General features: G+C 68.6%; 15 protein-coding genes. 9 read left to right on the top strand and 6 right to left on the bottom strand.

What is annotated here, in order from left to right; all coding sequences use genetic code 11:
- Positions 1–5 precede the first annotated feature (5 nt).
- Both FB558_RS17800 and FB558_RS17795 read left to right on the top strand, forming a co-directional pair.
- A complete protein-coding gene (locus FB558_RS17800; RefSeq protein WP_142054897.1) occupies positions 6–1,163 on the top strand; it encodes an acyl-CoA dehydrogenase family protein in 1,158 nt (385 codons plus the stop codon).
- Positions 1,160–1,801 carry a TetR/AcrR family transcriptional regulator gene (locus tag FB558_RS17795; protein WP_170231370.1) on the top strand — a complete coding sequence of 214 codons (642 nt, stop codon included), beginning with the start codon at positions 1,160–1,162 and terminating at the stop codon, positions 1,799–1,801. Before FB558_RS17800 ends, FB558_RS17795 begins: the two co-directional genes overlap by 4 nt.
- 54 nt (positions 1,802–1,855) lie before the next feature.
- Here FB558_RS17795 and FB558_RS45695 read toward each other — a convergent pair whose 3' ends face one another.
- A complete protein-coding gene (locus tag FB558_RS45695; RefSeq protein ID WP_211366656.1) occupies positions 1,856–2,149 on the bottom strand; it encodes a transposase in 294 nt (97 codons plus the stop codon).
- A 179-nt stretch (positions 2,150–2,328) separates the two neighbouring features.
- Between FB558_RS45695 and FB558_RS17785 the strand changes: the two genes are divergently transcribed.
- A complete protein-coding gene (locus FB558_RS17785) occupies positions 2,329–3,300 on the top strand; it encodes an IS30 family transposase (RefSeq protein ID WP_246106683.1) in 972 nt (323 codons plus the stop codon).
- A 13-nt stretch (positions 3,301–3,313) separates the two neighbouring features.
- The gene (locus tag FB558_RS44565) at positions 3,314–4,354 is read left to right on the top strand and encodes an integrase core domain-containing protein (protein ID WP_246106592.1); all 1,041 of its coding nucleotides are present in this window, start codon (positions 3,314–3,316) and stop codon (positions 4,352–4,354) included.
- A gap of 48 nt (positions 4,355–4,402) precedes the next feature.
- On the opposite strand, the gene FB558_RS17775 is transcribed toward FB558_RS44565, so the two are convergent.
- Positions 4,403–4,549, bottom strand: coding sequence for a hypothetical protein (locus FB558_RS17775; RefSeq protein ID WP_246106591.1), 147 nt, complete (start codon positions 4,547–4,549; stop codon positions 4,403–4,405).
- Positions 4,550–4,822: 273 nt separating this feature from the next.
- On the opposite strand from FB558_RS17775, the gene FB558_RS43940 reads away from it, so the two are divergent.
- Genes FB558_RS43940 through FB558_RS17760 form a run of 3 tightly spaced genes read left to right on the top strand, consistent with a single transcriptional unit; the run spans position 4,823 to position 7,150 of the window.
- Positions 4,823–5,434: an RNA-dependent RNA polymerase family protein gene (locus FB558_RS43940; RefSeq protein ID WP_211366655.1), complete on the top strand. Its 612-nt coding sequence runs from the start codon at positions 4,823–4,825 to the stop codon at positions 5,432–5,434.
- Complete coding sequence (locus tag FB558_RS17765) at positions 5,431–6,789, top strand: selenium-binding family protein (RefSeq protein WP_142054893.1); 1,359 nt, start codon at positions 5,431–5,433, stop codon at positions 6,787–6,789. Before FB558_RS43940 ends, FB558_RS17765 begins: the two co-directional genes overlap by 4 nt.
- Complete coding sequence (locus FB558_RS17760) at positions 6,758–7,150, top strand: 2Fe-2S iron-sulfur cluster-binding protein (RefSeq protein WP_342787387.1); 393 nt, start codon at positions 6,758–6,760, stop codon at positions 7,148–7,150. Before FB558_RS17765 ends, FB558_RS17760 begins: the two co-directional genes overlap by 32 nt.
- Positions 7,151–7,464: 314 nt before the next feature.
- Here the strand turns inward: FB558_RS17760 and FB558_RS17755 are convergent, their stop codons facing one another.
- The 4 genes from FB558_RS17755 to FB558_RS17740 all read right to left on the bottom strand — a co-directional run bounded on the left by FB558_RS17755 (position 7,465) and on the right by FB558_RS17740 (position 11,059).
- Positions 7,465–8,307: a sulfite exporter TauE/SafE family protein gene (locus FB558_RS17755; RefSeq protein WP_170231369.1), complete on the bottom strand. Its 843-nt coding sequence runs from the start codon at positions 8,305–8,307 to the stop codon at positions 7,465–7,467.
- A complete protein-coding gene (locus FB558_RS45210) occupies positions 8,304–8,438 on the bottom strand; it encodes a hypothetical protein (protein WP_281288643.1) in 135 nt (44 codons plus the stop codon). The genes FB558_RS17755 and FB558_RS45210 overlap by 4 nt, the downstream gene beginning before the upstream one ends.
- 181 nt (positions 8,439–8,619) lie before the next feature.
- Positions 8,620–9,426, bottom strand: coding sequence for a GntR family transcriptional regulator (locus tag FB558_RS17745; protein WP_142054889.1), 807 nt, complete (start codon positions 9,424–9,426; stop codon positions 8,620–8,622).
- A 445-nt stretch (positions 9,427–9,871) separates the two neighbouring features.
- Positions 9,872–11,059, bottom strand: a complete 1,188-nt coding sequence (locus FB558_RS17740; protein WP_142054887.1) for an NAD(P)/FAD-dependent oxidoreductase — start codon at positions 11,057–11,059, stop codon at positions 9,872–9,874.
- A 231-nt stretch (positions 11,060–11,290) separates the two neighbouring features.
- Here FB558_RS17740 and FB558_RS17735 point away from each other — a divergent pair, with 231 nt between their 5' ends.
- Both FB558_RS17735 and FB558_RS17730 read left to right on the top strand, forming a co-directional pair.
- The gene (locus tag FB558_RS17735) at positions 11,291–12,652 is read left to right on the top strand and encodes an MBL fold metallo-hydrolase (RefSeq protein WP_142054885.1); all 1,362 of its coding nucleotides are present in this window, start codon (positions 11,291–11,293) and stop codon (positions 12,650–12,652) included.
- Positions 12,653–12,815: 163 nt separating this feature from the next.
- Positions 12,816–13,787, top strand: a complete 972-nt coding sequence (locus FB558_RS17730) for an IS30 family transposase (protein WP_246106683.1) — start codon at positions 12,816–12,818, stop codon at positions 13,785–13,787.
- The last annotated feature ends 227 nt before the right edge of the window (positions 13,788–14,014 follow it).

The raw sequence follows: 14,014 nt of genomic DNA, 5'->3' as shown, positions 1-14,014 counted from the left end.
GCGACATGATGGACCCCACCGCGTACGAGGACTTCCGCGCCGCGATCTTCGCATCGATGTGGCGCGACCTCGCTCCGCTGGAGGAGGAGATCGAGGAGCACGAGTCGATCCCCCGCGAGAAGATCTGGCCGGCTCTCCGCGAGATGGGCGCTTTCGGCCTGCTCATCCCGACCGAGTACGGCGGGCACGGGCTCAGCATCGCGCAGTACCTGCCGATCATCGCCGAGTTCGCAAAGGTGCACGGCGGCATCCGCGCGCTGGTGCACGTGCACAACTCCATGGGCCACGCGTTCTGGGAGCTCGCCGACGAACGGCAGCGCGATGCGGTGCTGCCCGGGGTCGCGGACGGCGCGCGGTCGGTCGCCTTCGGCCTCACGGAGCCCGACTCGGGCACCGGCCTCGACACCGCGACGACCGCGGTCGCCGACGGCGACGACTACGTGATCAACGGTCGCAAATGGCTGATCACGAACTCCGACTTCGCCAGCCACTTCATGGTGTTCGCCAGGACCGGCTCCACCCTCTCCGTCGTCACCGTCGAGCGCGACGCGCCCGGCCTGCGGATCGAGGAGCTGCCCGAGACCATGGGCTGCAAGGGTGGCCAGCACGGTCTGCTGACCTTCACCGACGTCCGGGTACCGCAGACCAACCGTCTCGGCGCCGAGGGATCCGGCGCCGAGGGTATGGAGCGAGCGCTGGAGATCAGCCGTGTCCTTGTCGCCGCGTCCTCGCTCGGCACGGCCGAGTACGCCCTCGATCTCTCGGTGCGCTTCGCGCAGCAGCGGGTGACGTTCGGCAAGCCCATTGCCTCCCGCCAGGCCGTCCAGCGCTACCTCGCCGAGATGGCCACCGACGTACACGCCCTGCGGCTGCTGCTCGACGATGCGGCCGCCAAGTGGGACGCCGGGCGCCGCATCCCTCAGGAGGCCTCGATCTGCAAGCTCTTCGGGCTGGAAGCCGTCGGTCGGGTCACCGACCGCGCCCTGCTCGTGCACGGCGGCATCGGATACACCCGCCGGCATCCGATAGAGCGGCTGTACCGCGACGCCCGGCTAAACTGGCTCGAAGAAGGCACGCCGACCATCCAGCAGCTCGTGATCGCCCGCGAGCTCCTCAAAGGCGCCGCGCGCCACTCCGAGGACATGGAGTTGACCAACCCGTGAGCGAAGAGACGACCAAGCAGCGCATCCTCCGCGTGGCAGGTGAACTCTTCGCGGCGAAAGGGTATGCGGCCACCGGAGTGGCAGAGCTCTGCGAGGCGGCTAATATCGGCAAAGGGGCCCTCTACCACCACATCAAGAGCAAGGAAGATCTGCTCTACCAGATTTCCAAGCGCCATGTCGAAGAGCCGTTGGAGGTTGCAGAGGCCCTGATCGACATGGAGTTGCCGGCCGACGAGAAGCTGCGCAGGCTGAGCCGATATCAGATGAAGACCATCGCCGACCATCTACCCGAGATCACCGTGTACTTCCGCGATGGCCACCACCTCGATGGTGAGTACCGAACGAAGCTCGAGGGCCTTCGAGCGCGCTGGGAGCGCGTCTGGGCAGTCGTCCTGCGGCAGGGCGTCGACCAGGGGATCTTCCGGAGCGCGGACCCGATCTCGGTGAAGGGTTTGCTGGGAATCTTCAACTACTCGTGGGTATGGCTTGACCCCGACGGGCTCCTGCCTCATGAGGAGATCGCGGACCAGCTGGCCGACATCGCGTTGTGGGGCCAGCTGGTCAACACCCGCGACCGAGCAGTGCCGGCATCGAAAGCCACCTCACCGGCGCCCGTGGCCCTGAGCCTCTCGCCGTGAAGGATCGCACGGCGTCGACGAGGCGGGGCGAGCAACAGGGCCCCGGCAAGGTCGTCACGTGATCGCGTAGGTGGCGAGCGGCCGGCTGGTGTCGCGGGCGTGATGGCGAAGCGCGGCGGCGATGTTGGTGGCCCCGGACAGGCGCAGCGCGGTGATCGCGAGGTTGCGTAGTGCGGCCATGACCTGCGGTCCGTGGGCGGTGCGGACCTGGGAGCGGTCCTCGTCGAAGGAGACGTCGCGAACCCAGTGGAGCCGGTTCTCAATCGACCATTGCCCGCGAATCCAGCGGGCGAGCAGGACCGGGTCGGCCTGGAACGCGGCCAGGCTGGTGATCGCATAGACGGTCACGGTCTTCCACTTCCCTGTACCGTGCCAAAACTCAATGTCAGGCCCGTGACCTGCAGGTTCACCCTTGATCAGGCCAGGGAATGATCAGCAGCATGGCCGTACGTCTGCTCCTTGGGCTCAGCCGGTCGTAGCATTTGATCTTGGGAGTTCGGTGGGACAGGATGCCCGCCGTGCGCGTGATGTTGATGTTGTCGGATCGTGAGGAGATCTCCCGTGGCCTGGCCGAGGGCCTGCAGTTCACCGAGATCGGGTTGCGGCTCGGGCGCGATGCGTCGGTGATCTCGCGCGAGGTGGCCCGTCACGGCGGCCGTGGCGGGTATCGGGCGGTGGTCGCGGACACCACGGCGTGCGCCGCGCGCGAGCGGCCGAAGCGGTTCGCCGTGGAGCGCTCACCCCGGCTGCGGGCAGTGGTGTGTCAGCAGCTGCGCGACGGGTGGTCCCCGGCCTCGATCGCGGGCCGGTTGCCGGTCGAGTACGCCAGCGACCAGGCTTGCCGGGTGTCTCACGAGGCGATCTACCAGTGGGTCTACGCCCAGCCGGTGTCCACCCTGGCCAGCGAACTGATCAGCCTGCGCACCGGCCGTAAGGCCCGCAAGGGCGGGCGGCGCCCCGAGCCGGCGCCGCGGATCCGGGAGCCGGTTTACATCGACGACCGCCCGGCCGAGGTCGAGGGCCGTCAGGTGCCCGGGCATTGGGAGGGGGACCTCGTGATCGGCAAGGGCGGCAAGACCGCGGTCGCGACGCTGGTCGAGCGCACCTCCCGGTTCCTCATCCTGGTGCCCTTAACCGGGCGTGACTCGTTGACCGTGGGTGACGCGGTCATCGCCGCCACCCACGGCCTGCCCGACCAGATCCGTCGCTCGCTGACCTGGGACTGCGGCTCGGAGATGGCCCGACACGCCACGATCACCGCGACCGGGCTGCCGGTGTACTTCGCCCATCCGCACAGCCCGTGGGAGCGCGGCAGCAACGAGAACCTCAACCGCATCGTGCGCGAGTACTTCCCCAAAGGTGTGACAATCACCTCCGATCCGACATACTTGGCGATGGTGGCTTCCGACATCAACGACAGACCCCGTAAGATTCACAACTGGAAGAAGCCCTCCGAGTTATTCACCGAACTCGTCGAGGCGAATGCTTCGACTGGCTGAATCTGCCCTCTACTTGATCACGCTGCAGATCCTCAGTTGGCTGGCACTGCTCTCCCGCTGCAGGACTGTGTTGATCACCGAGGTCTTGACGCTCCGGCATGAGGTCATAGTCCTTCGCCGCCAAGCTGGTCCACCTCGGCCGTCCTGGCCAGACCGCGCGATCCTGTCCGCGCTGGCACGGATCCTGCCCCGCAAACTCCGTCACCAACGACTCGTCACACCCGCCACCCTCCTGACCTGGCACCGCCGCCTCATCACAAAGAAATGGACCTATCCAAGCCCGCCCGGTCGCCCGCGCATCAACGACGCTCTCCGCGACCTGGTCATCCGCCTGGCACGAGAGAACCCGCGCTGGGGACACCGCCGCATCCAAGGAGAACTCTCCAGACTCGGGCACCACATCGGCGCCGGCACCATCCGCCGCGTCCTCGCCACTGGCCGTCGCGGCCCCGCGCCGCGAGGGACCGACACCCAGTGGCGAACCTTCCTGCGCGCCCAAGCGGCAGGGCTGCTGGCCACCGACTTCTTCCACCTCGACACCATCGGCCTGCGCAGGCTCTACGTCCTGTTCGTCATGGAGATCCGCACCCGACGCGTCCACATCCTCGGCGTCACCGCGCACCCGACCGCAGCCTGGACCACCCAGGCTGCCCGCAACCTCCTGGCCGACCTCGACCAACGGATCTCCGGGTTCAGATTCCTCATCCGCGACCGAGACGGGAAGTACGGACCATCCTTCGATGCCGTGTTCGCCTCCGAGGGCATCGAAGCGGTGAAGACCCCGCCACGGACCCCGCGGGCCAACTGCTACGCCGAACGGTTCGTCCGCACCGTCCGATCAGAATGCACCGACCGGATCCTGATCTACAACGAACGCCACGCCGCCACAGTCATTGACCAGTTCACCCGCCACTTCAATGATCACCGGCCGCACCAGGGCCGTGAACAACGTCCACCCAACCACGACCCCGCCGTCGTCATCCCCCTCGACGGCCCAATCCTCCGACGCCGAGTCCTCGGCGGCGTGATCAACGAGTACCGACGAGTTGCCTGACTGCACCCAAAAACGCAGGTCACACCCCGCGTGGAGGATTTTGGCACGCTACAAGGCCACGACCAGCAGGGCCTGGCGGCCGGCGGGCAGCTTGCGCCACCGAGTCCGGCGCTGGTTGCGCTGCGCTCGCAGCGCATCCGACAGCACGCCGAGGGCGCGGCTGGACACGGTCATCCCGGACGGGTAGGACAGCACCTTGAAGCTCCTGGTGAGGCGGATTGATCTAGGCAATCGACCGTCTACCAGGAGCTTCACCCAATCGAGGTCACGCCACGCCGCACACGCCCTGACCTGGCCGTCCAGCAGGTTGGCAAAGGCTCACTCGCGGCTCCTGCAGGGCCGGTGCCCATTCGGGACTGTTGTTCACGACGTGCCCGGCCAGGGAGCGGCCAGGGAGGGCGGGAAAACCGCCTACACGGGCGAAGGAGGCCAGGTGATCGGACACCACCAGATCGGGAGGTATGCGTAATGCAGAACGCCGAAACGGTGCTGGGTGTCCTGCGTGAGCGCGGCCGGCGCGGCCTGCCGTGTGATGAACTGTATCGACAACTGTTCAACCCGCAGTTGTATCTGCTGGCCTACGGGCCCATCTACGCCAACCAGGGCGCGATGACGCCCGGGGTCACGCAGGAAACCGTGGACGGCATGTCCCAGGCGAAGATCGTACGCATCATCGATGCGATGCGCCTCGAGCGCTACCGGTTCCGCCCGGGGCGGCGGGTGCACATCTCGAAACAGAACGGGAAGACCCGCACGTTGGGGTTGCCGACCTGGTCGGAAAAGCTCGTCGGCGAGGTGGTGCGGCTCCTGTTGGATGCGTACTACGAACCGACGTTCTCCGACCACCAGGTAGCGGACGCAACCGAGGAAAGGGGCCGGGTAGTGGTCCACCTTGGACGAACTCTCAGTTGGTCTTGTGTGGGGTGTGACACGTGCCGTACCGTGAATGTAGTACAATCGAGTCGCTGTCCGCGAGGCTCACTCGTGACCGGGGCCCGATGGCACGCGATGGCATGCAGGCGCGCACCTCCGGCACCTGGCCGGAACCGGACCCGTCTCGAAGGAGAGATGTGCAGATGACCGAGTCGACGACCTGTTGCGGACCCGGATACGCGACTCCCGCGGACGCCACCCGGGCGGAGCCGGAGAAGATCGGCTACACGATCGCGCTCTACACCGGCACGGACGTCGTGGAGCCCGACTACCTGGCCACTGTCGACCTGGATCCGGACTCGCCGACATACTCGCAGGTCGTGCACCGGCTGCCGATGCCCAACGTCGGCGACGAGCTGCACCATTTCGGCTGGAACGCGTGCAGCTCGTGTCATGGCGACCCAAGCCGGCAGCGGCGGTTCCTGATCGCCGGCGGGCAGCGGTCCAGCCGCATCCACATCATCGACACGGCGGAGCCCCGTGCGCCGAAGATCCACAAGGTGATCGAGCCCGAGGAGATCATCGAGAAGGCCGATCTCACGGCCCCGCACACGGTGCACTGCCTGGCCGACGGCAACGTCATGATCAGCATGCTCGGCGACGGGAAGGGCAACGGGCCGGGAGGCTTCCTGCTCCTCGACTCGAACTTCGACATCGTCGGGCGGTGGGAGAACGACTCCACGGGTATGGAGTACGGCTACGACTTCTGGTACCAGCCGCGGCACAACGTGATGATCTCCAGCGAGTGGGCGGCTCCGAACACCTACCTCGGCGGGTTCGATCTGGCCGACGTCGAGGCCGGGAAATACGGACGCCGGCTGCACTTCTGGGACTGGCAGAACCGCAATCTCGTCAAGAGCGTGGACCTGGGCGAGGACGGGGCGATCCCGCTGGAGGTGCGATTCCAGCACGACCCGGCCAGCACACACGGCTACGTAGGCGCCGCACTGAGCACCAACATGTTTCACTGGCACAAGCCGAACGGCGAGTGGGAGGTCGAGAAGGTCATCGACGTCCCGCCGGTGGAGGTCGAGGGCTGGTCGTTCCCGGTCCCCGGGCTGATGACCGACATCCTGGTATCGATGGACGACCGCTACCTCTACTTCGTGAACTGGTTGCACGGCAGCGTCAACCAGTACGACATCACCGATCCGTCGAAGCCGCGGCAGGCCGGTCAGGTGTGGATCGGTGGTCTGCTCGGCAAGGCCGACGAGGTCAACGGCCGCCCGGTGGCCGGTGCGGCGCAAATGATCCAGCTCTCGCTCGACGGTAAGCGGCTGTACACCACGACGTCGCTGTTCAGCAGCTGGGACAATCAGTTCTACCCGGAGATGGCCGCGCAGGGCTCATGCATGTACAAGATCAATTGTGACGTCGAGAACGGCGGCATGGAGATTGACGAGGGGTTCCTGGTCGACTTCGGCAAGGAACCCGCGGGTCCGGCTCGGGCGCACGAGATGCGCTACCCGGGTGGAGACTGCTCGTCCGACATCTGGCTGTGAGGTGACGGGGTACGACATCACCATCCGCAACCGCGAGGGGCGGGTGGTGCACGTCGACGCCGATCGGTTCCTGCTCGAGGCCCTGGAGGACGCCGGGTTCCGGCTGCCCTTCGGGTGCCGCTTCGGGGCCTGTCTGACCTGTGCTGCGTCGGTCGTCGAGGGCGAGGTCGACCAGACTCAGGGCCGGGCTTACGCGCTCCGGCCAGAGCAGGCGGCCGACGGTTACGTGCTCCTGTGCGTGGCGAAGCCGCGCACGGACTGCACCGTCGACGTGGGAGTTCGACGTGACCTCTACGTCAATCAGTTCCGGAACGGGATGCGTCGCCGGGACCGTTCGGCCGGTTCCCGTGACGGCAGGTGAGGCCCCGGGGACCTTCCAGCCCGTCGCGGGTGCGCTATCGGAACAGTCGCGGAATGAGGTCCGTGGCCCGGGTCCGAGAAGGCTGCGGATGTGCGCGACGACCCGGTGACGCCCCTGGCCCATCTCGACCGCCCCACCGGCCGGGCGAGGTCGGCTGGTGCCACCGGCGCCGGGAAGCCGGCGCCGGTGGCAGCAGCGGGGTTGTCGCCCTCGCGGTCCTGCCGGTCATCGCCCTCGTTTGGTGCACCCGGGCCGGGACCTGACCTCCCGGGACGGGGCCGGCCCGGCTCGGGAGGTCCCGTTCTGGTGCCGGTTCAGAGGCCGCCGATGCTCAGCGCACTCTCGATGCCGACGAACCCGCCGACCAGCAGGAGCAGCACGGCGAACGCGCGGCTCAGTCCGGCCGAGGACATCCGGTCGGCGGTCAGCTTCCCGGCCAGCGCCCCGGCGATCGCGACCGCGGCGAAGGGCAGCACCACCGCCCAGTCCAGCTGCTGGTGCCCGGTCCGCACGACCAGGGAGCTGACCGAGTTGATCGTGATGACCAGCAGCGACGTGCCGATCGCCAGCGGCATGGGCAGGCCGAGCATCATCGCCAGCGCCGGGACGACCAGGAACCCGCCGCCGACGCCGAGAAACCCGGTGAGGAATCCGACCACGGCCCCGCTGGTGATCACTCTTACCGCCCGCACGACCCGGGTCCGGGTCGAGGCCGCGGTGGCGAGGACGGCGATCGCACCAGCCGTCCCCGAGCCCTCTGTCGGCGACTCCGGATCGAGCCCGTCCCGAGTTCTGGACGACCTGGTCCGGACCAGCATGAGCACCGCGACCAGTAGGGTCAGCGTGGCGAAGGTCAGCAGCAGCACCGGCTGCGGAACGGCGCGGTTGGCCAGCGAGCCCGCCCACGCCGTCGGGACACCGACAATGCCGAATGCCACCCCGGTGCGCCAGTTGATCGCGCGGGCGCGCAGCCGGGCGAGCAGCCCCGCCGCCGAGACGAGCCCGACGATGATGATGCTGCCGGTGGTAGCGGTGCGGGCGTCCTGCCCCAGCGCGTAGACCAGCGCGGGCACGGCGAGGACCCCGCCGCCACCGCCAAAAGTCCCGATGGCCAGGCCGACGGCCAAACCGAGCACGCCGGCCAGGACGCCAGTCACGCCACGGTTCCGGGCTTGCCGTCGTCGTCGGCGAACGGGAGCCCGGCCTGTGCCCAGGCCTTCATCCCACCAGCCATGTTGCGGGCGTCGGCGAGTGCGACGGCCGCGTTGCCGGACCGGCGCTCGACCACGACCGTCCGGCCCCGGTCGAGCGCGGCGGGGTCCAGGACGCCGAGCGGGACGTGGAGAGAGCGCCCTCCATGTGGCCGGCCCGCCATTCCCCGGGCTCGCGCACGTCCGGCAGCAGTGCGCCGTTTGCGGCCAGCCGGTTGGCGTCGGCGGGATCGATCTGCGGGGCGTCTTGGGGGCGGGTCACCGTCGGGGGTCCTTCCGGTCGGGCGAGCCGAGCAGGTCCAGCTGGTAGCCGGTCCTGGTGGTGAAGTCCGCGCGGAGCACGAAGCGGTCACCACGCACCAGCGTCTGTCGCCACTCGACGGGCTTGCCCTTCGCGGTACCGAGCCGGCGGATCGAGAACGCAGCGGTCGACGGGCTGCCGCCGAGCAGCCGGTGCTCGGCCGGGGTGGGCAGGATCGGCTGGATCGTCTCCTCGCCGCCGGTCAGCACGACGCCACACAGCTCGGCGTAGCGCGCGTAGAGCGCGCCGCTGGAGAAGTCCGCCCCGAGTAGCGGGGCGGCCAGATCGTGCGGGAGCCAAACCCGGTCCAGAGCCAGCGGGGCGCCGCCGGCGTACCGCAGCCGCTCCAGGTACACCAGCGGGGTGGACTCCTCCAGGCCGAGCCGGACGGCAATGACACCGTCAGCGCGCACGTCCAGCGCACGCACGACGTTCTCCTGCTCCAGCCCCATCGCCCGGACCGACTCGTAGAGGCTGTAAAGCGCCCCGAGCCGCTGGACGATCTCCACCGGTTCGGCCAGTCGGGACGGGCGTCCCCGCGTCCCGACGACGAGGCCCTCCTCACGCAGCACCCTCACCGCCTGCCGGACGGTCTGCCGGCTGACCCCGTACTCCTCAACCAGCGAGTGCTCACCGGGAAACCCGCCGGTGAACTCATCGGCGTCGAGCCGTCGTCGCAGGTCGTCGAGCAACTGCTCCCAGAGCAGCCGTCCCGGCCGGCGCCGCAACGTTGCCGGACCGATCGTCGTCCCGTCGCCACTCATGACCGTTAATGTACGGTCATTTAAGCGCGCAATGCAACCTCGTCGAGGGTGCCGCCCGCCACGCCGGGCCGAGCGTCAGAATGGATCATCGGCCTCGTTCGTGACACGACCGCTCGCGGCGGTCCGAGCGAGCAGGTCCGGACGGCGAGGTGGGCGGGACCGCGGCAGTCGCGGGAACGGGACACCCCAGCAGACGGGGAGACGACAGGGTTCACGCGGGCGTCAGGTCGCGGGGGCCAACGGAATGAGAGCGGCCGGGAAAGGCGGCCCGCGTCAGAACCACGCGCGACAGCGGCGGTCGTCGATCGACAGCCGGCTAGTGGCGAACCGGTACACGACGTGTGATCGACCGGTGAGCTGACGTACGCCACGCCGCCACTGGCCACGCCGGCGGCGGACCGCAGCGTGCCGGTCACGCATCCATCCCCCGGGGCGACGCCGGAGGTCAGGCCAAGCCACGAAGCATGGCGTTCCAATACATGGCAGGCAACCCGTAGCGCTTGAGGTACCACATGTCGCGGCGTTCCTTGATCGTGTCGATGTACGGGATGGACGGCTTCGGCGTCATCGAGTAGTCGAACTCGGCGAGCAGCATGTGGTTGCGTGACGTCGTCAGCGGGCAGGAGGCGTAACCCTCGTAGCGCGCCCCCGGAGCCCGCCCCGCCATCACGTCTCGGAGGTTCTCCACGACGACGGGGGCCTGTTTGCGGATCGCCGCCCCGGTCTTGGAGTTGGGCGAGGAGCCGGCGTCGCCGAGCGCAAAGACGTTCGAGTACCGGGTGTGCTGCATCGTGTGCTTGTCGATCTCGACGTAGCCCGCGGGCGAGTTCGGGTCGGCCAGTGCCGACTTCTTCACCCAGTCCGGCGCGCTCTGCGGCGGGACCGCGTGCAACACGTCGTAGGGAAGAGTCGTGGTGGAGTCGCCGCTCGCGACGGCGATCTCCTTGGCCACCGGGTTCACCGACGTCATCTCGCTCTGAAAGTGGACGTTGATCCGGTAGCGCCGGGCCACACCCTCGAGCACCTGCGCGAACTCCTTCACGCCGAACATGCCGGGCGTCGGGAGCACCAGGTGCACGTCAATGTCGCGTAGCACGCCCTCCTTGCGCCAATAGTCGGCGGCGAGGTAGGCGATCTTCTGCGGCGCGCCCGCGCACTTGATCGGACCGCCGGGCATGGTGAACACCGCGGTGCCCTTGCGCAGTTCGCGCACGAACGACCAGGTCGCCGGGGCGAGCTCGTAGCGGTAGTTGCTGGAGACGCCGTCGCGCCCCAGCGCGTCTGACAACCCGGTCACCTTCGCCCAGTCCAGCTGGATACCTGGGCACATGACCAGGTAGGAGTACTCGACGCTCGACCCGTCGTCGAGTTCGACGGTGCGGGCGTCGGGGTCCACCGACACCGCAGCCTTCTGGATCCAGGTCACGCCCTTCGGCATCACCGACGCTTGCGGCCGCGCGCTCTCCTCGATCGGCGCGCGTCCACCGCCGACCAGGGTCCACAGCGGCTGGTAGTAGTGCGTGACCACGGGATCGATCACCGCGACGTCGCTCTCCCCCACCCGGCGTAGCCGCGCCGCCACGCTGATGCCCGCGCTGCCGCCCCCGACGATCACGATCCGGTGTCCAGCCATGGCCACGCCTCCTCAAATGTCCGCACAATACAGGCTATGACCCTGTGCAGCGCGACACAACGTCCGATTTCCAGGGGTTCGCCCGAGCGCGCCCCCGACTTTGGCGCGAGAAGTGTCACATCCGACGCCCGCCGTGCCAAAATGACCGAACATTGAGCCTGTCGTCCGCGCGTCGTGGGCTGCGCGGAGAAACTCTTGGGGTAGCCCGCAGCGAGAGGAGACCCGATCCTCATGATCACCGTCCTGACCCTCGACACCCCCGGCCTCGGCGACCGCAGCTACCTGGCGCACGACGGCGAGGTCGCTCTCGTCGTCGACCCGCAGCGCGACCACGACCGGGTCCGCGAGCTGGCTGAGCGGGCCGGCGTCCGGATCACCCACGTGTTCGAGTCGCACATCCACAACGACTACGTGACCGGCGGCTACCGGCTGGCCCGTGCGGTCGGCGCGCGCTACCTACTCAACGCCGACGACCCGGTCTCGTTCGACCGCGTCGGGGTTCGCGACGGTGACGTCGTCACGGTCGGCCGGATGCGGGTCTGCGTGCTGCACACTCCCGGCCACACCCACACCCACCTGTCGTTCGCCGTCGAAGACGAGAGCGGCCAATCGGTCGGCGTCTTTACAGGCGGCTCCCTGCTCTACGGCTCCACCGGCCGTCCCGACCTGCTCGGCCCGGCCCACACCGACACCCTCGTCCACGCCCAGTGGCACTCGGCCCGACGGCTGGCCAACGAGCTGCCCGACAGCACGGCGGTCTACCCGACGCACGGGTTCGGCAGCTTCTGCTCGGCCACCCAGTCGGGCGGCGATGCCAGCACGATCGGCGCGGAGAAGGCCGTCAACCCGGCGCTAACCGCCGACGAGGAACGCTATGTCCGCGAGCTGCTCGCCGGGCTGGACGCCTTTCCCGCCTACTACGCCCATATGTGCCCGGCCAACGCCGCCGGCCCGGACGAGATCGATCTGTCCCCGCTGGCCGAAGCCGACCCGGCCGAGCTGCGCCGCCGGATCGAGGCCGGGGAGTGGGTCGTCGACCTGCGCACCGGCACCGCGTTCGCCGCCGGGCACGTCGCGGGCACGGTCAACATCGGCTTGGGCGGGCAGTTCGTCACCTACCTGGGCTGGCTCATGCCCTGGGGTACCCCAGTGACCCTGCTCGGCGAGACGCCCGCCGAGGTCACCGAGGCCCAGCGCGAGCTCGTCCGGATCGGGATCGACCGGCCGGCAGCGATGGCCACCGGCAAGCCGGAGGACTGGGCCGGCGACACGCCCCTACGCAGCTTCCCGCAGGCCACCTTCGCCGACCTGGCCGCCGCGTTCGACCGCGGCGAGCGGCCCGCGGTGCTCGACGTCCGCCGGAACGCCGAGCGCACGACCGAACACATCGAGGGGTCGGTCGGGATCCCGATCCACGAGATCCTCGGCCGGCTCGGCGAGGTCCCACCCGGCCCAGTCTGGGTGCACTGCGCAAGCGGGTACCGGGCCTCCGTCGTAGCCGGGCTGCTCGACGCCTGCGGCCACGATGTCGTCGCGATCGACGACATCTTCGGCAACGCCCGTGCGGCCGGCCTACCGCTGATCACCGCGTGACCTCTGCCGTCAGGGCACCCACGTACGAGCCGATCCGGCCGACCCTGCTGTCGACAGCAGGGCACATCCCGCCACATCCACCTTCACTGGGCAGCTTGGGCTCAGCCGGTCGTAGCATTTGATCTTGGGAGTTCGGTGGGACAGGATGCCCGCCGTGCGCGTGATGTTGATGTTGTCGGATCGTGAGGAGATCTCCCGTGGCCTGGCCGAGGGCCTGCAGTTCACCGAGATCGGGTTGCGGCTCGGGCGCGATGCGTCGGTGATCTCGCGCGAGGTGGCCCGTCACGGCGGCCGTGGCGGGTATCGGGCGGTGGTCGCGGACACCACGGCGTGCGCCGCGCGCGAGCGGCCGAAGCGGTTCGCCGTGGAGCGCTCACCCCGGCTGCGGGCAGTGGTGTGTCAGCAGCTGCGCGACGGGTGGTCCCCGGCCTCGATCGCGGGCCGGTTGCCGGTCGAGTACGCCAGCGACCAGGCTTGCCGGGTGTCTCACGAGGCGATCTACCAGTGGGTCTACGCCCAGCCGGTGTCCACCCTGGCCAGCGAACTGATCAGCCTGCGCACCGGCCGTAAGGCCCGCAAGGGCGGGCGGCGCCCCGAGCCGGCGCCGCGGATCCGGGAGCCGGTTTACATCGACGACCGCCCGGCCGAGGTCGAGGGCCGTCAGGTGCCCGGGCATTGGGAGGGGGACCTCGTGATCGGCAAGGGCGGCAAGACCGCGGTCGCGACGCTGGTCGAGCGCACCTCCCGGTTCCTCATCCTGGTGCCCTTAACCGGGCGTGACTCGTTGACCGTGGGTGACGCGGTCATCGCCGCCACCCACGGCCTGCCCGACCAGATCCGTCGCTCGCTGACCTGGGACTGCGGCTCGGAGATGGCCCGACACGCCACGATCACCGCGACCGGGCTGCCGGTGTACTTCGCCCATCCGCACAGCCCGTGGGAGCGCGGCAGCAACGAGAACCTCAACCGCATCGTGCGCGAGTACTTCCCCAAAGGTGTGACAATCACCTCCGATCCGACATACTTGGCGATGGTGGCTTCCGACATCAACGACAGACCCCGTAAGATTCACAACTGGAAGAAGCCCTCCGAGTTATTCACCGAACTCGTCGAGGCGAATGCTTCGACTGGCTGAATCTGCCCAGGTATGGCGGGCAACAACCGAATCGACGAGACAACCCCACCGGAGCGGAGATGGCGTTCGTCGAGGGGTTCGAGTACCGAGGCGCAGTGCTGGCGGGTCCGGTCGGGTCGCGCACCGCTGGTCGACATCAGCATCTCGCTCACTACTTGGCCCTGAAGAAGGCCGATCGCTCGAATCAGAGGGCTGGCGGTCGGCCCGGGCGGGTGTTGATCTCCACT

This window comes from Pseudonocardia kunmingensis (assembly GCF_006716445.1).
Lineage (GTDB): Bacteria > Actinomycetota > Actinomycetes > Mycobacteriales > Pseudonocardiaceae > Pseudonocardia > Pseudonocardia kunmingensis.
The sequence above is the reverse complement of the archived record's forward strand: the minus strand, read 5'-3'. Positions and strand labels throughout refer to the sequence as shown.

What these genes read in the sequence shown, in the direction of transcription:
- FB558_RS17800 (WP_142054897.1), top strand. Translation starts at nt 6, where the DNA reads ATGATGGACCCCACCGCGTACGAGGACTTCCGCGCCGCGATCTTCGCA.
- FB558_RS17785 (WP_246106683.1), top strand. Translation starts at nt 2,329, where the DNA reads ATGTTGATGTTGTCGGATCGTGAGGAGATCTCCCGTGGCCTGGCCGAG.
- FB558_RS43940 (WP_211366655.1), top strand. Translation starts at nt 4,823, where the DNA reads ATGCAGAACGCCGAAACGGTGCTGGGTGTCCTGCGTGAGCGCGGCCGG.
- FB558_RS17765 (WP_142054893.1), top strand. Translation starts at nt 5,431, where the DNA reads ATGACCGAGTCGACGACCTGTTGCGGACCCGGATACGCGACTCCCGCG.
- FB558_RS17745 (WP_142054889.1), bottom strand. Translation starts at nt 9,426, where the DNA reads ATGAGTGGCGACGGGACGACGATCGGTCCGGCAACGTTGCGGCGCCGG.
- FB558_RS17740 (WP_142054887.1), bottom strand. Translation starts at nt 11,059, where the DNA reads ATGGCTGGACACCGGATCGTGATCGTCGGGGGCGGCAGCGCGGGCATC.
- FB558_RS17735 (WP_142054885.1), top strand. Translation starts at nt 11,291, where the DNA reads ATGATCACCGTCCTGACCCTCGACACCCCCGGCCTCGGCGACCGCAGC.
- FB558_RS17730 (WP_246106683.1), top strand. Translation starts at nt 12,816, where the DNA reads ATGTTGATGTTGTCGGATCGTGAGGAGATCTCCCGTGGCCTGGCCGAG.